This window comes from Bacillus sp. AFS037270 (genome assembly GCF_002585305.1).
Genome location: NZ_NUNF01000051.1, coordinates 51,381 through 71,061, shown reverse-complemented (window position 1 = coordinate 71,061; position 19,681 = coordinate 51,381). Strand labels below are relative to the sequence as shown.

The window sequence follows — 19,681 nt, the reverse complement described above, 5'->3', positions numbered from 1 at the left end:
TAAGGGCGACTAGTCTTTGAACCTGCTTTCGCTGGCCAATCGACAAGTCGCCCTATATCGGAGCTGACCAAGGCGCTTGCGCTTTTCTAAGTAACTGGTAAATTTACATCATTGCCGCTAAAATAAAGTCATCGATAGTGAATGAAAGAGGACGATTGAAATGGAAAAAGTAACGATGGCAGATGTTGCGAAAGCAGCTGGTGTTTCCAAAAGTACGGTTTCACAGTATTTAAATAATCGCTTTGAATATATGGGGGAAAAAACAAAGCAAAAAATTGAAGAAGCCATTGAAGCATTGGGGTATCAGCCTAACTATATTGCTAGAAGTTTAAAGCAAAAACGGACCTCAATGGTGGGGATTATTGTCGCGAATATTATGCATTATTTTTCAACCGAGGTAAGCAGGGCCATTGAGGATTATTGCAACCATCACGACCTGCATGCGATCGTGTGTAATGCCGATGATGATCCTGAAAAGGAAAAGAAGTATATTGACATGCTGCGGGCCAAACAAGTGGATGGCTTGATTATTTTTCCAACCGGACAAAATAATCAATTATATGAGAATATGATTAGGCAAGGTTATCCGGTTGTGTTTGTGGACCGGAAAGTGCAAAATCTATCTGTTTTTTCAATTGTGACGGATAATCGGGAGTCCACTTATCGTGCGATTCAGCAATTTGTGGCGAAGGGTCATCGGAGAATTGCATTTGCTGTCCAGCCCTTGAAGGTGAGTACCCGAACGGAGCGATTTGAGGGCTATCAGCAGGCCATGAAAGATGCCGGGCTCGAAATCAATCCTGATTTTGTGATAGAATCTGATATTCCGGGGATGAAAAGTAAGCTTGAAGGGCTCTTTTCATTGGAGGAAAGACCGACAGCCATCTTTGCTGGTAATGATCGTGTCTTTTTAGAGGTAGTCAGGTGTCTAAGAGATAAAGGATTGAAGATTGGTCAGGATATCGAGTTAGTAGTATTTGATAATATTCCGTTTGCCCAGGTGGTGGAAACGCCGGTTACATTTATTATTCAACCAGCAAGCGAGATGGGAACAAAGGCTGCGGAACTATTATTTGAACAAATTAATAAAGTCGACAGAGAACCAGAAGAGTTTGTTTTTCCTAGTAAGTTGGTATAGCAGGGGATGTTGGTCATCCCCTCTATTCAATTGTGTTAAAATGTCGTATACTTTTACTAAATCGATTTAGTAAACCGTTTTACTTTTAAGGAAAAGGAGTTTATTTTAATGAAAATACAATTAGCTTTGGATCGAATGGAGATTGCAGAAGCCATTGAGCTAACGAGGAAAGTCACAGATTCGATTGATTGGATTGAGGTGGGGACATCCTTGATCAAAGAATTTGGTGTTGTCAGTGTGAAAGAACTGAAACAGGCATTTCCTGCAAAAACAGTGGTGGCGGATATTAAAACCATTGATAATGCCCGTTATGAATTTGAAATGTGTTTCGAAGCGGGGGCGGATGTGGCGACCGTTATGGGCGTATCACCGCTTGTTACCATCGATGCATGTATGGAAGTGGCCCGTCGGTATAATAAAAAAGTCATGATTGACTTATTGAATACATCTTCAGAGCAAAAAAGTGCATTAATGAAATACAAGGAAGCCATCTTTTGTGATCATGTCAGTAAGGATGAGCAAGAGGAAGCGGGCTCGCTGAATCGCGGAGACAAGGATGGGCAGCTTTTTGATGATCCGGCCATTCAGGTGGCAGCTGCCGGCGGAATTACGTTGGAGTCAATTGGTGCATTAAGGGCAACATTAAATCCCGCTATTGCGATTATTGGATCGGCGATTACGAAAGCAGAAAATCCCGCTGAAGCGGCTGATAAGTTCAAACAAGTTTGCCAACAGGAGGAGTTAGTATGATCGTTTCAACTATTTTAAAGGAAATTGAGACAGTATTAAGCCAAGTGGCAGAAGAACAACTGCAAGAATTGGCTGGTGAATTACAAAAGGCAGAACGTATTTTTATCATTGGTGAAGGACGGTCAGGATTAATGGCCAAATCGTTCGCGATGAGATTAATGCACTTAGGTGCAACGGTGTATGTTGTTGGAGAAACAATCACTCCAGCGATTGGTGAAGGAGACTTATTGGTCTCCGTATCGGGGTCTGGAACAACCAAGAGTGTTGTTTGGACGTCTGAAAAGACACAATCACTTGGCTGCCCGGTTATTGCGGTGACGACTAATCCAGAATCACCACTAGCAGCGGCTGCCACTAGAATCCTGCATGTTCCAGCAGCAACCAAATACCGCCGTGAAAATGAACTTAAAACCATTCAGCCGCTGGGCTCCTTATTCGACCAATGCGTTCACCTGCTATTTGACACCATCTGTCTTCAGTACAGCCAACTAAGCAGCGTAAGCAACAATGACGCCTTCGCCCGCCATAGCAATTTAGAATAGCGGGATGTTGTAAATAGTATAAATGGTGCCTGACACCTCTCGTGTACAGTGTCCATCCTACATGCACATTGACAATGATGAGCTTCAAAGCTTGGCTGATTCAAAGGAGACCCTTTGAATCAGCCTTTTTTCTTGAAGTTGAAACGTGGGAAGAGAGAAGTCAATAAAAAACTTTTAAAAAATATTATGTAATTTCTTCCAGCAACCTCGCTGAAAACCGAGTAAAATCAACGGTGCCTGACACCATTTGCAATATTTACACCGTAAATATGACATTTATCATGGTTGTCATATGACACCTGCTACTAACATGTACATTTACCTTCCTCTATACTTTGAAGTAAGAATAAGAAAGAAGGGAATTCACGAAATGACTATACATGATACGAAAAATTTAAAGAAACAAGTAGCTCCGTTTGAAAAATCAACAACTAAAGAAAGTATTTTCCAAATTATCAACACAGTTGTCCCTTTTATTGCACTTTGGTACCTAGCTTACGCGAGCCTGTCGGTTTCGTATTGGTTAGCTCTGGTTCCGATTATAATTGCAGCAGGTTTCTTAACAAGAATTTTTATTATTTTCCATGATTGTACTCATTTCTCCTTTTTTAAGAGCCGTCGTGCCAACCGTATCGTAGGAACGTGTATGGGTGTTCTTACCATGCATCCTTTTGATCAATGGGGACATGACCACTCCGTTCATCATGCTACAAGCGGCAATTTAGATAAGCGTGGCACAGGGGATATTTGGACGCTGACAGTTGATGAATATCTAGCTGCACCGCTGAAAACGCGTTTGGCATACAGATTTTATCGCAATCCTTTGGTTATGTTTGGATTAGGTCCCATTTATGTATTCCTTTTAAAAAATAGATTCAACCGTAAAGGTGCAAGAACAAAGGAACGTAACAACACTTATTTAACCAATATTATAATAGTGGCCTTGGTTGCCTTGCTTTGTTGGGCGCTCGGCTGGCAGTTGTTTTTGTTAGTGCAAGGCTCCATTTTCATGATTTCAGGAGCAGCGGGTATTTGGCTGTTCTATGTACAGCATACCTTTGAAGACTCATATTTTGAGCATGACAAAGAGTGGGAATATGTATTAGCAGCGGTCGAAGGAAGTTCCTTCTACAAGCTTCCGAAAGTATTACAATGGCTAACAGGTAATATCGGCTTTCACCATGTTCACCACTTAAGTCCAAGGGTCCCTAATTATAAACTCGAAGAGGCGCACACTAGCACCTCGCCATTACAGCACGTCCCTACGATTACTCTTGCAACAAGCCTTCGTTCACTGCGATTTCGTCTTTGGGATGAGAAAGCAAAGAACTTTATCACTTTTAAGGATATAAAAGCTGTTGCGAAAAAGAGAATAGCTGTTCAAGCAAAACCTGAATTATAAAAATGGGCTGACTCCTCTCTACCAGGAGGAGTCGATGTCTTACAAGTAAGTATAAAAATAGAGAATGTGCCAGTTTCAACACCAACTAAACGGGTACTTGCGCATTTCCTTAGCTGCGGATAAGGAGAGAACAAATGTGATTCGAATTGTAATAGCGGAAGATCAGGAAATGCTGTTAGAGGCAATTGGTACTCTCCTCAATTTGGAAGATGATATGGAAGTCATCGGTCTTGCGGCAGATGGGGAAGAGGCCATAAGGCTTGTACACCGTTTAAAGCCGGATGTTTGTCTAATGGATATCGAGATGCCTATCAAAAGCGGTCTAGAGGCAGCAGAAATCCTAAAACCATTAGGCTGTAAGGTGATTATTTTGACTACCTTTGCTAGACAAGGCTATTGGCAGCGCGCGTTAAAAGCGGATGTAAGAGGATATTTACTGAAAGACAGTCCCAGTGAAGAGTTAGCATGTTCTATTCGAAGCATTTTCGCTGGCGGGCGAATTTATTCTCATGAACTAATGGACGAAAGATTTGAGCAAGAAGGTATGGAAACAAGTAATGATTTAATTCCGCACGATAAGCCGATGCTTGGGACTGTAAAAAGATATCTTTCTACGATAAGGGAAAAAATGAAACTCCCTACAGGTTAATACTTTAATAAAAAAAGGCGCTTGCACCGGGTAAAGGTGCAGGCGCCTTTTTCATAAAACTAATCAAACGTTTAGTTAAAAATCACTTGCTTTCTCGATGTGAAAATCGGAAGAAAATCAGGTCTCCAAAACAATTTGTTTCTCTTTTTCTACTTCCAAAGCCGAGACAATATAGGCAAACCCATTCATCAAAAAAAACATGACATTTGATTGAAGCCGTTCACTTTCTCCCAAATAAGTATTTATCAAAATGATAACAGAATACAAAATGACAAAAAATAATGCAATCTTATTAAATATGGCCACCCTAGAACAACCCCTTAATTTAGGATCCTTATTTTATCTTATTTCCTTCCAGCAGGTCTTATGCAAGTGTTAGACATGTATAAAAAAAAGAGGAAAAGGCTGTTCGCCTCTTACCTATATTTATGCTGCTGACTTAAGATTTGCTCGTAACTCATGTTCCTTTTTACCATGCAAGAAATAGTACAGAACTGTAGATACAAAAACAGCTAATCCAAGAATCACATATAATGATCTATAACCCGTTACGGGAATGATGAATCCAAGTATATAAGGTCCAAACCCTAGTCCGGCATCAAGAGCGATAAAGAATGTTGAAGTGGCCAATCCCATCCGGTGCGCCGGTGTTAATTTGACTGCAATAGCCTGTGTGCTTGATTGCATATTTCCAAAGCCAAGACCAATCAGAGCGCCGGCCACAAGTAACATAAGCCCTGAATTGACCGAACTTAGAAGCACCATTCCAGCTGCTAAAATAACAAAGCCAGGGTACATAATATAGTTTGCACCTCTCGTGTCCATCAAGCGGCCGGTGAAAGGGCGTGAGAATAAAACAGCAACAGAATAAACAAGAAAGAAAAAGCTTGCTGCACTAACTAGGTTAATTTCATTCGCATAGAACTTAATAAATGAAAGAACACTTGAATAACAAAAAGAAATAACAAGTGTTATGAGGGCAATCGGCACAGCCTTAGGCTCAATAAAGTTTGAAAGCTTAAAGCCTCCTCCTTGTATTTCGCCAGTTTGTTTGGCAGTTACTGTTACGGCAGGAACATGAACAAACAATGATGTGATGAAACTTATGATTCCCAAAACGACGGAAAAAATAAAAATCATTTGGAAAGTGGTATGCTGCGTCATATATAGTCCGATGAACGGGCCAATTGCTGTAGCTAGGGTAGTACTCATGCTAAAGTAACCAATTCCCTCTGCTTTTCGTGCGGCCGGAATAATTTGTGCGGCGACCGTACCAGTAGCTGTTCCGACAATACCAGCAGCAATACCATGCAATAAACGTGTAGTCAGCATGATGCCTATGTTAGAGCTGATTAAATAAAGAATTGTCGTTATGATAAAGAAAACCAGACCAATAAATAGCGTTCTTCTGCGTCCTAATGACTCAATGAAACGACCGGTAAAAAGTCTGCCGATTAAAGAGCCGATAATAAAGATACCTGTGACAAGGCCTGCCTCACTAGTGGAAGCATGAAATTGATCGACTGCGTACTCCCCAATAATGACTATTAATAAATAAAACACAAGGTTTATTAGAAAATTGATACCAGAAACAATAATAAAATCCTTTGTCCATAATCTTGATGAATTCACTTTATTAACCCCTTACTTTGTAATATTATTTCGAATTTCCCCCATGATCCGGATGGCCTCAATTTGCTCCTCCTCCGTGATCCCTTCTAAGATTTCTTGTTCGTATTGGTCAATTGTTACACGCACATCTTTATATACTTTTTGTCCAGCAGCCGAAAGCTGCATTCTCTTTTCACGTTTGTCCTTTCCGGGGACATGTTCGACAAACCCGAGCTCCTCCAAACGGTTAATTGTTCGGGTAACAGTGGGTTTCTCTACACTCATATAATGGGAAAGCTCCACTAGTGTCGCTGATTCATTATTAGCTAAGTAGTATAAAATCGTCCATTGTGCTCTATAAAGCTGGTGCTCTGCTAGATGAACATTCAGCCTATTTTCAAACGGCCGATACATCATAAGTAATTGGTGAAAGAACTTTTGAGAAGTTTTTATCGAAAACACCTCTTTATTTCTTTAAAATTAGTTACCGTAGGTAATAGTTATCGTGGGTAACTATAATAATTTAACACAATTACTTGTATTATGTCCAGTCCATAAATAAAAAAAGGCAAACAGTGTTGGGCACTGTTTGCCTTTTTTATAAGATAAGAAAGTATAAAAGNNGGCGCTTGCGCTTTTCTTATAACTACTTAGTAATCTGTTACAGTTAGGTTCCGATCTAAAAAGGATTCGATCAATTCGCTGATTTGATAAGCAACCTGTGGGGAATCATAATTTTCATATGCATACTCACAGCTGTTTTTATATTCCATCGTTTCATCGTAATGGGTCATATGCCGTTCAATTGCATCATCAGGATCTTGCCGGTCATGCTGTCTTTGAATAACGGTATCCCGGTCAGCAAAGATAAAGATTCGGACGACATTTTCGCCATACATCTTTTTCAACTTTTCCGTTCCTTCTGGATTTAAGGTTAAATAGACGTAGTCGTGATTTTGAAAAGCCTCAACAATGTCCTGTTCACGGATTCCATAATGAATCCCATCAATTTCTACACTTTCAAGAAATTCTTGGTTAGTTTCCATCTGATTGAAGTTTTCTTCGCTGACAAAGTGGTAGTCTTCACCATTTTTTTCATAGTGACGTGGGGAACGAGTGGTGTAAGAGATGACAGTTTCCATATCAAATGCGGTAGCGACCATTTTCGCAATCGTCTTTCGACCTGATCCATCGGGACCTGTATACACAAATATTTTTTCTTTTCCTTTGATTTGATACATAGTGAAGCCTCCTTTGGTATTAATGAAAAAATAGTTACTAGTGGGTTTTGCAGGTGTTTATGGGGTTTACTACCATTATATCAAATATGCAGTGGAAATAGATGGGTTTTTTGGATGATTTTATTTCAAAACAAGCAATCCCAAATGCATAATCAGAATAATGGATGTTAAGAGAAGTCAAACCCAAAAGGCCCTTTCTTCTATCATAACCTAAATCGGCAATAAAAAAAAGTAATTAATTTTCATCAAATACGATAAGTTTTACTTATTAAAAAGAAAGATTAGTAGATTCAGACTGCCATACGGTACAATAGAAAAGATATTTAAATAGTAGGAGAACAACAATGGATAAGAAAGAGCAATCATTACTGCATTATTATTATGAAAAATTAGTAGGAAACACCTTTGATGAGAAAGATCTCTATGGTTTTTTACTAGTCATTCGGAATCAGAGTAAAGAGATTCGAAGCATACAAGAGCTGTCTGACTTTGTGATGCTGCGTGATCAGCATCAAGGCTATGTAAAACAATACCTGTTTGAAACGAAAAAGAAGTTCGAAAGTCTTGGGAAAACAAAATCGGCTTTCCGAATTGAAGATGTATTTTCATTTAAGGAAATAAAGAATGGACTAAACAAAACTTTGGCGGCTTTTGGATTAGAAGGGTTATCAAACGAACGGGTGAATGATTTTGTAACATGCCTGATTTCGGTTCTGCAACAGGTTATGATTATTGAGGATGACCTTGAGATTGGAAAGTTATATTTTGCGCTTTCCAATAAACAGATTATCCTAATGGCAGAGGTAGAGGTTACCCAAAACTTATTTAAGAAAACAAATGCGGTGTTTCCGGTTCTGACGGCGAATAATAGTTATGTTGATATCAAAAAGCAAGACCGCTATGATACGCCATATTTGTTTGTTGATAAGATAGTGGAGGTAACGAACCACGAAGGTAAACTGGAGATGACGATTCCTGAATAGAGGTAAGGGCGGTGGATGGTATCCAACCGCCCTTTCTGATTAGGATGAAGTTACTTGCCCGCCATTTACATGAAGTGTTTGTCCGGTCACAAATCGGGAATATCTCAAATGATGTGGCTGCAAAGGAACAGGGGGAAGTGATTGACCAGCTAATCACGCTAGAGGGACATGACTAGTTACTTGCTTTCTAAACGACAATTCTAAATAATAAAAACGTAATCATTAAATTTAGAATGAATGAGGGTATTTAGTTGAAAGCACTAGTATTTAATACTTTTGGAGGACCAGATGTTCTCGAATATACAGAAATCGGACAACCAGTGATCCGTCCGGATGAAGTTCTAGTAAAAATGAAGGCGATTGGCCTCAACTTTGCTGATATCTACAGAAGAAAAGGAAACTACCACTTAGCGGGCGCGCCACCTTACATTTTAGGGTATGAAGGTGCTGGAATCGTAGAAAAAATAGGAGCAAATGTGGGGGGCATTAAGGTTGGTGACCGAATCGCATTCGCTGATGTCCCCTATGCGAATGCTGAGCTGACTGCTGTCCCTTTTGAAAAGGCCATTCCAGTTCCGGAGCAGATCTCATTGAATGATGCCGCATCTGTATTGCTTCAAGGTTTAACTGCACACTATTTAACGCGGGACAGCTACGCTGTGAAAGAGAATGATGTTGTTCTGGTTCATGCAGCTGCTGGCGGTGTTGGACAGCTGCTCGTCCAAATCGTAAACCTGCTCGGGGGAAAGGTAATTGGTTTAACCTCATCTCCTGAAAAAGCGGCTGCTGCTAAGGAGGCAGGAGCCGAGAAGGTTTACTTGTATCAGGATGATTGGAAAAGCCAGGTTCTTGAGTCGACAAACGGTAAAGGCGTCGATGTGGTTTATGAATCAGTAGGATCCACACTTTCCGATAGTTTTGAGGTGACGCGAGTTGGCGGAACGGTGGTTTTCTATGGCATGGCTGGAGGAGACCCAGCGCTTGTGGATCCAAGGATGTTAATGGATACGTCTAAGACACTTACAGGCGGAGATCTATGGAACGTGCTGACTTCCCGTGAAGAGCGGGTCATTAGGTCAAGAGAGCTTTTCCGCTGGATGGAAGAGGGGAAAGTCCGGGTAGCAGCGCCAACCATTTTCGCGTTAAAGGATGGGCAGGAAGCTCACCGGTATCTTGAAAGCCGCAAGAGTACAGGGAAAATATTATTAATTCCTTAGGGAGAGGGAGTAGACATGATTCAATTTCAAAATGAATCGATAACGGTATTTCAAAGTGCCTTATTTCAGACAACTTGTACGGTAGCGTTGACGAAGGACCTCGTGATCGTGGTAGATCCAAACTGGCTCCCACATGAAATAGAGGAAATCAAGGAACATGTTGCCCGTGTTAAGGGGGATCGGGACGTGTATCTTTTGTTTACACACGGAGATTTCGACCACATCATTGGATATCATGCGTTCCCGGACGCGAAAGTGATTGGCAGTAAAGGCTTGCAGGAACATCCAGAAAAAGCGCAAAAATTAGAGCTGATTCAGCAATTTTATAATGAGTATTATATTGAGCCTCCTTACGAGGTTGGCTTTCCGGAAGTAGATTGCGTGATCCATAAAGATGGGCAGCAGCTGGTGTTGGGGGAGACGACGCTAACCTTTTACCTAGCGCAGGGTCATACGCATGATGGCTTATTTACATTGGTAGAGCCGCTTGGGCTTTGGGTGGCGGGCGATTACCTTTCCGATTTTGAACTGCCGTTTATCTATTATAGCGCAAAAGCGTATGAGGCAACATTGCGGAAATCTGAGCAAATTTTATTAAATCATAAGGTTTCGGTACTGGTCCCAGGGCATGGACAAACTACTTCTGAACAAGCGGAGATTAAGCGCCGGATCCAATTGTCGCAGGATTATCTAGGCCGTTTGATTGCTGCTGTGGTCGACGAGGATGTAGAGCGACAGAGAGCCCTAGAAATAGAAATGCCTTTTCCGTCTAACTTTACGAAGGAATGTCATAAAGACAATGTGGAGATTGTGCGGAAGGAGTATGTAGGCAGTAAAGGGGTATAAACGCAATTTACTTTTTATAATTATCTATATATAACAAAAAGGAACCTAATCCTCGTGCAGCTGTGAGGATAGGTTCCTCTTTTTAAATTAAGAATATAAAAGTTGACAAAAGGTTATCCTGTAACTTATGTTATTACATGTAATCAATTGTGTTACATTATAAACGTAATGGGGGAGTTAAATATGAAAATTGGTATTATTGGTGCTACTGGAAAAGCAGGAAGCCTTATTGTAAAAGAAGCCCTTGAAAGAGGTCACGAAGTAACGGCAATCGTTCGTAATGCAGCAAAACTTCAAAACGAATCAGTTACAGTGTTAGAAAAAGACATTTTTTCATTAAAAGCAGATGACGTTAACCAATTTGATGTGGTTGTAAATGCTTATGGTGCCGCACCTGGGCAAGAACACCTTCATGTTGATGCAGGCAGGGTCTTAATTGAGGCGCTAAAAGGCGCAGCAGAAACAAGATTAATTGTTGTCGGCGGGGCAGGCAGTCTGTTTGTGGATGAAGCTAAAACCACTCGTGTTATGGATACTCCAGATTTTCGAAAAGAGTATTATCCTACTGCATTAAATCAAGGAAAAAACCTAGCAGATTTACAAAATTCAACCGATATAAAGTGGACATTTATTAGTCCTGCAGCATTCTTTAATCCAGAAGGTAAAAGAACTGGTTCGTATACAAAAGGAAAAGATCATATTTTGGTAAATACACAAGGACAAAGCTATCTAAGTTACGCAGATTTTGCCATTGCCGTATTGGATGAAATTGAAAATCCACAACACATTAATGAGAGATTTACTTTAGTGTCTGAAGCAGAATAATAATAAAAAATACCATTAGTAAAAATAGGCTAATGGTATTTTATTTGGATGCAGGGATGATGTGAAGGACAAAACTGAAAAGTACAAACTCAAAAATGTCCTTCATAAAATTTCCACCCCCACAAGAATATAGACTATTTTTTATCTTACACATTCCGATACAAATACAACCCAAATCCCAAAGTATCACGGCCCCATTTCAAATACGTACGTCTCCAGGACCGAATTCGCTCTAGCATTGCGTCAACATCCGGGTCATCTGGATTCTCTAAACCATAATTCTCAATAGAAGAAGAATAAAGCCACTCATACTCATCCCACTCCTCATCACTTGCCACATAGGACCAGATCGGGATTAAACCTAACTCCTCGCCAGCCATGACCGTATCGGCATGGCTTTTACATTCCGACTCCGCACCGCCTAGCGCCTCCAAATATTCAGGACTCGGTGTCTGCTTCCAATACCCTTCACCAACTAGAATAAAGCCATTCTTCTTTACGAGATCTTTAAGCGTCCTTAAGGTCACCTCAAGACCGCCCAAAGCGTGAGTCGAACCAATGCAAACTCCTAAATCAAAACTCCCAAGTTCTAATCTTTTGACGGCAATCCCTGCGTCCTCTACAATATAGTCAATGCTTCCGTCTGGAATCCTGCCAGCAGCCGTTCGTTTTGCTTCTTCAATTGCAACGTCATACAATTCAATGGCCGTCCCTTTTACCTGAAAGTTTTCCGCCAAGCGGATTAACAGTTCACATTTTCCGGCTCCAATATCTATCACTTTATCGTTAGCCTTTGGAATAGCCAGCCCTACCATTTTCATAAGTTTAGCTTCACTGATAGGATTTGCAAAAGCATGATTACGGTGGGCTATAGATGAAAATTTATTTCGATCCATCTTTTAATCTCCTTTTATCATCATAACTGCATAAACTAAACAAGGTTATACCAACTTATTATAATACAGGCCTCGGGCAACTAAGCTGTTCAATCTTTTAAAAAGTTGAAACTTAGTCCAACTTTTTTCGTATATATAAGAAAGAAGAAAAGGAGATGTAGCGATGTTTTTAGCAGAACTTCAGCGAGAGGAAAAGACCGCTTTTCTTGAACTAGCTGTTTTAATTGCATCAATTGATGGGAATTTATCAATATTTGAGACCACTATACTTAACAAGTATCAGAAGGAATTGGAACTTGAGGATTATGTACCGACAGGGATGGCTGTTGAGGATATTCTAAAAACCTTCAAGAGTGAACGATCTAAAAATATCGTTTTAACTGAATTATTACAATTGATTTATTCCGATGGCGTCCTTCAAGACCAGGAGAATGAGATAGTCCGGCTTATAAAAGAACACTTTGGATTTGATCCTGATGAATTTGGCAGTTTCAAGGATTGGATTGATAAAATAAAGGAATTATCTTTAACCAAAGAGAAATTGTAAAGCCCTGGATCCAGTTTAATAAAGTACTGGGTCCTTTTATTTTTTTTAAAAGTTAATCCATTATAACTAAAAGTTATCGAATTTATTCAAAATTAATATTTTACGAATTTTGAATTTTATCGTAACATTACTTAGGAATACATAACAACTCAAATAAATTTTTTAGTTAATATAAAGCATTGGGGAAATACGAATTAAAGGGGTTTTCCACATATGGAAAAAATGATCGAAAAAAAAGCCACTCAATCTAAGATGTCGAAATTGTTTGAAAACTGGGAAAAGAATGTTGTTATGGGGTGGGGCGTCGTTGAACTAACCGAAGGTGTTAGTAAAGCAAAAAAAAATTAAGCCTAAAAAATGGCTTGGGAGTACCAAGTCATTTTTTGGTTCTTACGTTTAACCACTCATTCTCTAACATACTCATTTCCCATAAACTCCAATATTCGTCCCCATTCTTACTTGAATCCCGATGTAAACCTTCTTTTATAAAACCCGCTTTTTCATAGCAGGCCATCGCAGAAGTATTAAAGTCAAATACCCCAAGACTAACTCGATGCAAATGTAATTGATCAAATGCAATCTTAAGAATTGCCTTTATCATTTGCTGACCGATCCCTTTACCTCTAACATCTTGATTACCGACAAGCACTTTGCCAATTCTCGCAGAGTTATTTTTTCTATCAATCTTTCCCAATGAGATATGTCCAATAACATCCCCAGTTTCTTGATCGATTACTTTATAAACCAAGGTATCCGATTCTTCTTTATTGGCATTCTCAATGTATTTTTCTAGCTGCTCTTCCGTCAAGGGATAGTCGAATGCAGGACCGCTCCATTGAAGAAGGAACTGAGGTGAATCAATCCAACTAATAAGTTTTTGAAAATCAGAGCGATCAAAATATTGTAGTTCAATCATGATTGGGTCTCCTTTTTGGTAAATTCGCAAGTTTAAGAATCACTTTATATCATCTTTCTTTAGCTCAGTAAGCAATTCAAGAATTTTCCTATTTGTCATATTGAGTTTCTTTAACTGTGCTTCTATCGATAAAATGGTGGCAATGACCAGTAACGTAATTAGTAATGCCAATACTCCCAAGATAAATGTCATCTTCACTCATCCTTTCATGATCAGTATACTTAAAGTGTATTCTCCACGCTTTACGACATATCCTTCTTTGTTAAAAATGACAAAGAATATGTAATTAAGTATTTTGTTGGGAACTATAAATAGAAAATAGTTTCATTTTAAGAAAATGAGGGTAAGACTCTTATTAAGAGGGTGTGAGAATGTGACTGAAACAGATGTATCGAAATATGAAAAAAAAATCATTATTCGCAACATACGAATGGAAGATATTGATGAGATTATAGCGTTGGGCAAGGTTTGCTTTCCTAATATGGAACCGTGGAAACGCGAGCAGCTGCGCAGTCATATCCGCATATTCCCTGAGGGTCAATTCTGTGTGGAATATGAAGACAAAATTGTCGGCTCATGTTCAAGTCTAATCGTCAATTTTGATGAATACAAAGACCAGCATACTTGGAACACCATTACGGACAACGGGTATATCACCAATCATGATCCTGATGGATTTAACCTTTATGGAATCGAAGTAATGGTCGATCCTGAGTACCGCAGGATGAAACTAGGGCACCGGCTTTATGAGGCACGAAAGGAACTTGCCCGCCAGTTAAACCTGCAAAGCATCATTATTGGCGGACGAATTCCTAACTATCATTTATATAAAGATAAAATGACCGCCCGTGAATATGTTGATGCTGTTGAAAAACATAGTATCTATGACCCGGTGTTGTCCTTCCAGCTCCTTCAGGGGTTTAGGATTAAACGGATTAATACCCGCTACCTGCCGGATGACAAGGCATCGGAGGCTTTTGCGACCTTGATGGAATGGAACAATATCGATTATCATCCTAAGTCCAGGCGCGTCTACCGGGCATCAGATCCTGTCCGAATATGTGCGATTCAATATATGATGAAAAAAATTGACAGTTTAGACGAGTTTACGCGTCAGGTTGAATATTATGTCAGTGTTGCGGCTGACTTCGGTTCTGACTTTGCCGTATTCCCTGAGATCTTTACTACCCAATTGATGTCCTTTTTAGAAGAAAAAAGGCCAGACCAGGCAGTAAGGCTCTTAGCAACCTATACTGATCCATATATCGAGCTGTTTACAGAACTCGCAGTTCGATACAACGTTAATATTATCGGGGGTTCCCATTTTGTTGTAGAAAATGATGAGGTGTTTAATGTCGCCTATCTTTTCCGGCGGGATGGGACGATTGAGAGGCAGTCGAAGCTGCATATCACACCGAATGAGCGAAAATGGTGGGGCATTTCTGAAGGAAACGATTTTAATGTATTTGAGACGGATTGTGGAAAAATTGCGATCCTCATTTGCTATGATATTGAATTCCCAGAACTTGGCCGGATGGCCGTTGATATGGGGGCAAATATCATCTTCGTTCCATTTTGTACAGATGACCGCCAAGGTTATTTGCGAGTTCGGTACTGTGCACAGGCACGGGCGATCGAAAATCAAATCTATACCTGTATTGCCGGAACGGTCGGCAACTTAACTCATGTGAAGAACATGGATATCCAATACGCACAATCAGGAATTTTCAGCCCGTCTGATTTTGAGTTTGCCCGGGACGGAATTGTTGGGGAATGTGATGCCAATATCGATACAGTGGTCGTTGGTGACGTGGATATCCAAAAGCTGAGACGCTCGCAAAAATCTGGTTCGGTCCGACAATTACAGGATCGTCGGCGGGACTTGTATCGAATTGAATGGAAAAATTTAATGAACGAATCATGAGAGAAAGCGGGCAGAATCTATTACTGTCCGCTTTTTAAAATACCCCTAATAACGTTCCTTCGTAAGGGGAAACGTATAGGAAGGGGTGAATTGGATGGGTGACGTACCAAGAGATTATATAACAATTGAAGATAATGAGGGCATTCAAAAACGGTTTGCCGTTGAGGCATTGTTTGATATGGAAGAGGAATCTTATGCACTTCTAGCGGCGGACGACGAAACGATTGTCATGAAGATTGAAGGAGAGGAAGGAAATCAATACCTGGTGGGCATTAACAATCCAATGGAAAGTCAAGCGATATTGGATGCCTATCAAATAGCAGTGGAAGAGGCACCGGCCGAGTAGCAAAGGTAAATTATAATTAAAAGGCTCAGGTTCATTCGAACTGAGTCCTTTATAATCATAAAATATCCTTCCAACTATTTACTTATAATGATACATATTCCTTTTTTAATAGGAGTAACTTTTTATTGTTGTGCATTAATAGGGAGGCATAAAATGAGTAATAATCAAAATCCACAAAATGAATCGGAAGATACGTTAACAAATCGCTAGGGGCATCCCGTTACGAACAATCAAAGTGTTCGAACAGCAGGCAATGGAGGGCCTATGACAATTAGAGAACTATGATTAGAGAAGGACTTAACAAGGCAGGAACAAATGTAGATACGAAGATGGAGGAAGCAGCAGCAGAAGCTGAACAGATGGTACATCCGTCTGATCCATATTAAATCTCTAAACTGGGCTGGACGATTAATAGTTCAGCTCATTTTTATATTAGGTATATAAAAGAAAAAAGAAGCCCTCCTTATTTAGAAGGCTTACTTGAATAGTAAATAGTTTAATGGACACGGATGATCTCGTGAATATTTTGATCATGGTGAACTCTGGTATGCTGTGATTCGAGGCGCTCAAATTCTTCTACTTCATCGATCGGCTCTCCAAAAAACCAGTTCTTTAGTTCAAACCAAAAATCATTAATCATGATCATTTTCCTCCCATTTGGGGTTATTGAATTCCTAATATCCTTATTATACATGTGATTATATTCACATGAAAGCGGTTCCGCAATAGACGGAATAGCAAAATAATACAGATAAATGAGAGAGTTGATGTTGTTTTAGTATTCTTTGAAAAACCCTATAAAAGATAGAGAAAGTAAGCACATATTTAAATCAAGAAGTTGGTAACAATAAAGATGGAACAAATAATATACGGCCTTTTATAGGAGAGAAAAATGTATGTACTTAGATATTGCTTTGGAATTAACTGTCGGTTTTTTTACCCTTCTCCTTGTATTAAAATTTTTGGGAAAAATTCAATTCTCACAGATTACTCCCTTTGATTTCATCACCGGATTGGTCATGGGGAATTTTGTAGGGGATGCTGTATTTGATGATAAGATTGATATAACAGAAATTGTTTTTACTGTTGTGTTTTGGGGTCTGCTGATATATTGTGTTGAAAAATTAACCCAAAAGTTTATAGTATTTAGAATCTGGTTTGAAGGCGAACCTGAACTATTAATTAAAAATGGAGAAATCCTTTATAAAAGCCTAAAGAAGAACCATATTGATTTAAATCAATTACAACAGCAAATGAGAAAACAGGGCTATTTTTCTATCTATGAGGCCGAATATGTGATTTTAGAACGGGACGGACAAATCAGCGTTTCCCCGAAACATGACTATGGGGCTCCTACAAAGAAAGACCTAAATATTCCTAAAAAACAAGTGAGTTTACCATTTGCGCTTATCATGGATGGGAAATTGATTAGTGGCAATCTTATGGAAGCGGGTTTAACAGAAGAATGGCTCAAAGAGCAGTTAACGAATAAAAATATAAGCGATTATAAGGAAGTAGTGTATGCAGAATGGCATGAAAATAATGGCTTGAAAATATCTGAATATAACTAGTTATTGGTGGGGGGAAATGGCTCAGTTCGGTTGAACTGAGCCATTTTTTTTGAAGGTTCCAATCGGTGTATGGATTAACAACTATTTGTTCTTCTTCGCTGCCATTTGGAGTGCCTCAGCATTGTTTATAATACCATTCCCATAGTAAGGGCTTTGTCTGTTTTGATTCACCGGCCGCGCACTGCTGGTAATGATTTTAACTACATCCGTATTTTTTAGCTTCGGATTAATGGATCGGATTAGGCCAGCCAATGCGGTGACATGTGGTGCTGCCATTGAGGTTCCGGAAAGGGCGGCATACTCTCCATTGGAAAAAGTACTCGGAATTTCCACACCAGGTGCTGCCACATCCACATAATCACCAAAGTTCGAGAACTCTGCCCGTTTTCCATCCCAATCTACTGCCGCTACCCCCAAGACACCTGGATAGGCAGCGGGGTAGCTTCGCTGGCTTGTACTATCATTACCCGCCGCAGAGATTACAACGACATTTTTTTCTTGAGCGTAATCAATTGCACTTTCTAATACATCACAGCTCTGGTAATTTCCAAGGCTTAAATTAATCACATCTGCCCCGTGGTCGACTGCCCAGCGGATTCCCTTTGAAACATAAAATGAACCGCCAGTCCCATCGGCACCCATAACTTTTACCGGGATAATCGGGTTGTACCATGTAATTCCTGCCATGCCTACACCATTATTCGTATCGGCAGCAATAATTCCAGCCACGTGTGAGCCATGTCCATTATCGTCATCCGGGTTGTTATTATCATCAATGGCGTTATAACCGGTTGTTAAGCGCCGCACGAGGTCAGGATGATCCAGGTCTACACCAGTGTCAACTACTGCAATTTTCACCTTTTTGGAGCCGCGGGTAAGATTCCATCCCTGTTCCGTCCCAATCGCCGGTAAATTCCATTGATAGCTTTGGTAGTAGGTGTCATTCACATCATTCGGTACAAAGATATAATGAGGTTCTGCATATTCAACAGTTTGATTTCTGATAAAGTATTTTTCGAGTTCGTTGGCGGTTTTACTGTTGGATTTAAAAATATACACGGTCTCATGTTTTTCTCTTAGACTCCCATCAATATCTTTTAAATATTGAGCAATTTTTTCTTGAGGAGGAATCGTCTTAAAATTTACGACTATTTCATTTTCATAGTAGTGACTTTTATCCTTTTTGTTATGGTTGATGACCTTTATAGAGGGGCTGTTGTTTAGCCTGTTCACTAGCTGATGATTGGTCTTGATCATATTAATTCGTTGAATTTTTCCATTCCGATGCTGGACATTTTGTACCTGCAAGGGTCTGCCAGTGTTTTCGGTTCGAGTGATTGAATTTAAGTTGTTTCGCTGTTCACCCTTATCTAAAAAAAAGGGACGCATGGTAGCAAACAGAATAATACCTAAACCTAATGTGAAAATACCGAAAATTAACCTATTTCGCATTCCTACACCTCTATAGTAAATAGTTTTATTTATAGCATGTTACTTTTAGGCACTTTTATGAATGTGTTTGAAAAACTAGTATAGCTTGGCATTTTTTCGAGTGAATCCAACCATGTTTGTGTCTAATTTGTGAAAAAAGCCTTGACTTAGGGAAATAATTTTTGTTATAGTTACAAACAGACCGGTTGGTATGGCGGGGGTGTACTACGGGAATGGATACAAAATCGCTGATAATTAACATCGCGACAACACTTTTCCAACAAAAAGGATATATAGGTGTAGGATTAAGCGAAATTTTAAAAGCATGTGACCTTTCAAAAGGTTCGTTTTATCATCACTTTCCAAATGGAAAAGAAGAATTACTAATCGCTTGTCTTCATTCTTTAAACGAAGTGATTACCAAGGATATCGAAGAGATCTTTGAACTTTATCCGACTACGCAAGAAGCTACAAACAGAATGATTGAAAAATTAATCGTTAATTTTGAAACAGAAGGAACGATTACAGGATTTACATTTAGCAGTATTATCAGCGAAATAGCTTCACTAAGTGAGACAGTCCGTGGGGCTTGCTCGGACCTATACAGTAAAATGCAAGGAATTTATTCGAACAAGTTAGCAGCAGATGGGTTTCCGAAAGAATCTGCTGAATCCATTGCGCTGATGATGACGGCCTCTATGGAAGGTGGAATTATGCTTTGTTTAACACAAAAAGCAAGCGATCCATTAAAGGTTATTCGCAGGTATTACTAAATATATTAAAGGAGTTTAAAAAAATACATGAGTGAACAAATTGTATCGGAATCAATTACAAATCAACAAGCTA

At 39.6% G+C, this 19,681-nt stretch carries 25 protein-coding genes and 1 pseudogene; 17 read left to right on the top strand and 9 right to left on the bottom strand.

The window, feature by feature from the left end:
• The first annotated feature begins 160 nt into the window (after positions 1-160).
• The 5 genes from COD92_RS23040 to COD92_RS23020 all read left to right on the top strand — a co-directional run bounded on the left by COD92_RS23040 (position 161) and on the right by COD92_RS23020 (position 4,481).
• Positions 161-1,138, top strand: coding sequence for a LacI family DNA-binding transcriptional regulator (locus COD92_RS23040; RefSeq protein ID WP_098529012.1), 978 nt, complete (start codon positions 161-163; stop codon positions 1,136-1,138).
• Positions 1,139-1,246: 108 nt separating this feature from the next.
• Positions 1,247-1,888 (top strand): 3-hexulose-6-phosphate synthase, encoded by a 642-nt coding sequence (gene hxlA, locus COD92_RS23035; RefSeq protein ID WP_098996574.1) that lies wholly within the window; start codon positions 1,247-1,249, stop codon positions 1,886-1,888.
• Entirely contained in the window at positions 1,885-2,430 is a 546-nt protein-coding gene (gene hxlB, locus COD92_RS23030; RefSeq protein ID WP_098996573.1) for a 6-phospho-3-hexuloisomerase, read from the top strand. The genes hxlA and hxlB overlap by 4 nt, the downstream gene beginning before the upstream one ends.
• Positions 2,431-2,800: 370 nt before the next feature.
• Positions 2,801-3,832 carry a Delta(5) desaturase DesA gene (desA, locus tag COD92_RS23025; protein WP_141561133.1) on the top strand — a complete coding sequence of 344 codons (1,032 nt, stop codon included), beginning with the start codon at positions 2,801-2,803 and terminating at the stop codon, positions 3,830-3,832.
• Between the two features lie 136 nt (positions 3,833-3,968).
• Entirely contained in the window at positions 3,969-4,481 is a 513-nt protein-coding gene (locus COD92_RS23020) for a response regulator (RefSeq protein WP_098529018.1), read from the top strand.
• Between the two features lie 117 nt (positions 4,482-4,598).
• Here COD92_RS23020 and COD92_RS23015 read toward each other — a convergent pair whose 3' ends face one another.
• The 4 genes from COD92_RS23015 to COD92_RS23000 form a co-directional block, all read right to left on the bottom strand.
• Positions 4,599-4,787: a hypothetical protein gene (locus COD92_RS23015; RefSeq protein WP_098529020.1), complete on the bottom strand. Its 189-nt coding sequence runs from the start codon at positions 4,785-4,787 to the stop codon at positions 4,599-4,601.
• A 120-nt stretch (positions 4,788-4,907) separates the two neighbouring features.
• Positions 4,908-6,113, bottom strand: coding sequence for an MFS transporter (locus tag COD92_RS23010; RefSeq protein WP_098529022.1), 1,206 nt, complete (start codon positions 6,111-6,113; stop codon positions 4,908-4,910).
• Between the two features lie 12 nt (positions 6,114-6,125).
• Positions 6,126-6,545 carry a MarR family winged helix-turn-helix transcriptional regulator gene (locus COD92_RS23005; protein ID WP_255286598.1) on the bottom strand — a complete coding sequence of 140 codons (420 nt, stop codon included), beginning with the start codon at positions 6,543-6,545 and terminating at the stop codon, positions 6,126-6,128.
• Positions 6,546-6,742: 197 nt separating this feature from the next.
• On the bottom strand, positions 6,743-7,333 hold the full coding sequence (locus COD92_RS23000) for a guanylate kinase (RefSeq protein WP_098532164.1): 591 nt from the start codon (positions 7,331-7,333) through the stop codon (positions 6,743-6,745).
• Positions 7,334-7,677: 344 nt separating this feature from the next.
• Between COD92_RS23000 and COD92_RS22995 the strand changes: the two genes are divergently transcribed.
• From COD92_RS22995 to COD92_RS22980, 5 genes are all read left to right on the top strand, one after another.
• Complete coding sequence (locus COD92_RS22995) at positions 7,678-8,316, top strand: hypothetical protein (RefSeq protein ID WP_098532165.1); 639 nt, start codon at positions 7,678-7,680, stop codon at positions 8,314-8,316.
• An 11-nt stretch (positions 8,317-8,327) separates the two neighbouring features.
• Positions 8,328-8,492 (top strand): hypothetical protein, encoded by a 165-nt coding sequence (locus COD92_RS32230; protein WP_176541328.1) that lies wholly within the window; start codon positions 8,328-8,330, stop codon positions 8,490-8,492.
• 75 nt (positions 8,493-8,567) lie between these two features.
• Complete coding sequence (locus COD92_RS22990; RefSeq protein ID WP_098996572.1) at positions 8,568-9,533, top strand: quinone oxidoreductase family protein; 966 nt, start codon at positions 8,568-8,570, stop codon at positions 9,531-9,533.
• A gap of 15 nt (positions 9,534-9,548) precedes the next feature.
• On the top strand, positions 9,549-10,379 hold the full coding sequence (locus COD92_RS22985; RefSeq protein ID WP_098532167.1) for an MBL fold metallo-hydrolase: 831 nt from the start codon (positions 9,549-9,551) through the stop codon (positions 10,377-10,379).
• A gap of 183 nt (positions 10,380-10,562) precedes the next feature.
• Positions 10,563-11,204: an NAD(P)-dependent oxidoreductase gene (locus COD92_RS22980; RefSeq protein ID WP_098996571.1), complete on the top strand. Its 642-nt coding sequence runs from the start codon at positions 10,563-10,565 to the stop codon at positions 11,202-11,204.
• A gap of 146 nt (positions 11,205-11,350) precedes the next feature.
• Here COD92_RS22980 and COD92_RS22975 read toward each other — a convergent pair whose 3' ends face one another.
• Complete coding sequence (locus COD92_RS22975) at positions 11,351-12,100, bottom strand: SAM-dependent methyltransferase (protein WP_098532169.1); 750 nt, start codon at positions 12,098-12,100, stop codon at positions 11,351-11,353.
• Positions 12,101-12,263: 163 nt separating this feature from the next.
• On the opposite strand from COD92_RS22975, the gene COD92_RS22970 reads away from it, so the two are divergent.
• Together COD92_RS22970 and COD92_RS33005 are read left to right on the top strand one after the other, a co-directional pair.
• A complete protein-coding gene (locus COD92_RS22970) occupies positions 12,264-12,647 on the top strand; it encodes a hypothetical protein (RefSeq protein ID WP_098532170.1) in 384 nt (127 codons plus the stop codon).
• 213 nt (positions 12,648-12,860) lie between these two features.
• On the top strand, positions 12,861-12,995 hold the full coding sequence (locus COD92_RS33005; protein WP_255295295.1) for a hypothetical protein: 135 nt from the start codon (positions 12,861-12,863) through the stop codon (positions 12,993-12,995).
• A gap of 28 nt (positions 12,996-13,023) precedes the next feature.
• Here COD92_RS33005 and COD92_RS22965 read toward each other — a convergent pair whose 3' ends face one another.
• Both COD92_RS22965 and COD92_RS32225 read right to left on the bottom strand, forming a co-directional pair.
• Entirely contained in the window at positions 13,024-13,563 is a 540-nt protein-coding gene (locus COD92_RS22965; protein ID WP_098532171.1) for a GNAT family N-acetyltransferase, read from the bottom strand.
• Positions 13,564-13,602: 39 nt separating this feature from the next.
• Positions 13,603-13,755 (bottom strand): hypothetical protein, encoded by a 153-nt coding sequence (locus COD92_RS32225; protein WP_176541329.1) that lies wholly within the window; start codon positions 13,753-13,755, stop codon positions 13,603-13,605.
• Between the two features lie 181 nt (positions 13,756-13,936).
• On the opposite strand from COD92_RS32225, the gene COD92_RS22960 reads away from it, so the two are divergent.
• The 3 genes and pseudogenes from COD92_RS22960 to COD92_RS33650 all read left to right on the top strand — a co-directional run.
• Complete coding sequence (locus COD92_RS22960) at positions 13,937-15,487, top strand: bifunctional GNAT family N-acetyltransferase/carbon-nitrogen hydrolase family protein (protein WP_098532172.1); 1,551 nt, start codon at positions 13,937-13,939, stop codon at positions 15,485-15,487.
• A gap of 94 nt (positions 15,488-15,581) precedes the next feature.
• Entirely contained in the window at positions 15,582-15,833 is a 252-nt protein-coding gene (locus COD92_RS22955) for a DUF1292 domain-containing protein (RefSeq protein ID WP_098532173.1), read from the top strand.
• Between the two features lie 153 nt (positions 15,834-15,986).
• Positions 15,987-16,119: pseudogene (locus COD92_RS33650) on the top strand (hypothetical protein); the annotation flags it as partial.
• Positions 16,120-16,329: 210 nt separating this feature from the next.
• On the opposite strand, the gene COD92_RS32220 reads toward COD92_RS33650, so the two are convergent.
• Entirely contained in the window at positions 16,330-16,473 is a 144-nt protein-coding gene (locus tag COD92_RS32220; RefSeq protein ID WP_176541330.1) for a hypothetical protein, read from the bottom strand.
• A gap of 256 nt (positions 16,474-16,729) precedes the next feature.
• Here COD92_RS32220 and COD92_RS22950 point away from each other — a divergent pair, with 256 nt between their 5' ends.
• On the top strand, positions 16,730-17,404 hold the full coding sequence (locus COD92_RS22950; RefSeq protein ID WP_098532174.1) for a DUF421 domain-containing protein: 675 nt from the start codon (positions 16,730-16,732) through the stop codon (positions 17,402-17,404).
• A gap of 81 nt (positions 17,405-17,485) precedes the next feature.
• Here the strand turns inward: COD92_RS22950 and COD92_RS22945 are convergent, their stop codons facing one another.
• Positions 17,486-18,856, bottom strand: a complete 1,371-nt coding sequence (locus COD92_RS22945; protein WP_098532175.1) for a S8 family peptidase — start codon at positions 18,854-18,856, stop codon at positions 17,486-17,488.
• 212 nt (positions 18,857-19,068) lie between these two features.
• Here COD92_RS22945 and COD92_RS22940 point away from each other — a divergent pair, with 212 nt between their 5' ends.
• Positions 19,069-19,608, top strand: coding sequence for a TetR/AcrR family transcriptional regulator (locus COD92_RS22940; RefSeq protein WP_141561132.1), 540 nt, complete (start codon positions 19,069-19,071; stop codon positions 19,606-19,608).
• The last annotated feature ends 73 nt before the right edge of the window (positions 19,609-19,681 follow it).

Excerpts from the sequence above, each read along its gene's own strand:
- COD92_RS23040 (WP_098529012.1), top strand. The coding sequence starts at position 161 with ATGGAAAAAGTAACGATGGCAGATGTTGCGAAAGCAGCTGGTGTTTCC.
- hxlA (WP_098996574.1), top strand. The coding sequence starts at position 1,247 with ATGAAAATACAATTAGCTTTGGATCGAATGGAGATTGCAGAAGCCATT.
- hxlB (WP_098996573.1), top strand. The coding sequence starts at position 1,885 with ATGATCGTTTCAACTATTTTAAAGGAAATTGAGACAGTATTAAGCCAA.
- desA (WP_141561133.1), top strand. The coding sequence starts at position 2,801 with ATGACTATACATGATACGAAAAATTTAAAGAAACAAGTAGCTCCGTTT.
- COD92_RS23000 (WP_098532164.1), bottom strand. The coding sequence starts at position 7,333 with ATGTATCAAATCAAAGGAAAAGAAAAAATATTTGTGTATACAGGTCCC.
- COD92_RS22995 (WP_098532165.1), top strand. The coding sequence starts at position 7,678 with ATGGATAAGAAAGAGCAATCATTACTGCATTATTATTATGAAAAATTA.
- COD92_RS22985 (WP_098532167.1), top strand. The coding sequence starts at position 9,549 with ATGATTCAATTTCAAAATGAATCGATAACGGTATTTCAAAGTGCCTTA.
- COD92_RS22980 (WP_098996571.1), top strand. The coding sequence starts at position 10,563 with ATGAAAATTGGTATTATTGGTGCTACTGGAAAAGCAGGAAGCCTTATT.
- COD92_RS22975 (WP_098532169.1), bottom strand. The coding sequence starts at position 12,100 with ATGGATCGAAATAAATTTTCATCTATAGCCCACCGTAATCATGCTTTT.
- COD92_RS22970 (WP_098532170.1), top strand. The coding sequence starts at position 12,264 with ATGTTTTTAGCAGAACTTCAGCGAGAGGAAAAGACCGCTTTTCTTGAA.
- COD92_RS33005 (WP_255295295.1), top strand. The coding sequence starts at position 12,861 with ATGGAAAAAATGATCGAAAAAAAAGCCACTCAATCTAAGATGTCGAAA.
- COD92_RS22965 (WP_098532171.1), bottom strand. The coding sequence starts at position 13,563 with ATGATTGAACTACAATATTTTGATCGCTCTGATTTTCAAAAACTTATT.
- COD92_RS32225 (WP_176541329.1), bottom strand. The coding sequence starts at position 13,755 with ATGACATTTATCTTGGGAGTATTGGCATTACTAATTACGTTACTGGTC.
- COD92_RS22955 (WP_098532173.1), top strand. The coding sequence starts at position 15,582 with ATGGGTGACGTACCAAGAGATTATATAACAATTGAAGATAATGAGGGC.
- COD92_RS32220 (WP_176541330.1), bottom strand. The coding sequence starts at position 16,473 with ATGATTAATGATTTTTGGTTTGAACTAAAGAACTGGTTTTTTGGAGAG.
- COD92_RS22950 (WP_098532174.1), top strand. The coding sequence starts at position 16,730 with ATGTACTTAGATATTGCTTTGGAATTAACTGTCGGTTTTTTTACCCTT.
- COD92_RS22945 (WP_098532175.1), bottom strand. The coding sequence starts at position 18,856 with ATGCGAAATAGGTTAATTTTCGGTATTTTCACATTAGGTTTAGGTATT.
- COD92_RS22940 (WP_141561132.1), top strand. The coding sequence starts at position 19,069 with ATGGATACAAAATCGCTGATAATTAACATCGCGACAACACTTTTCCAA.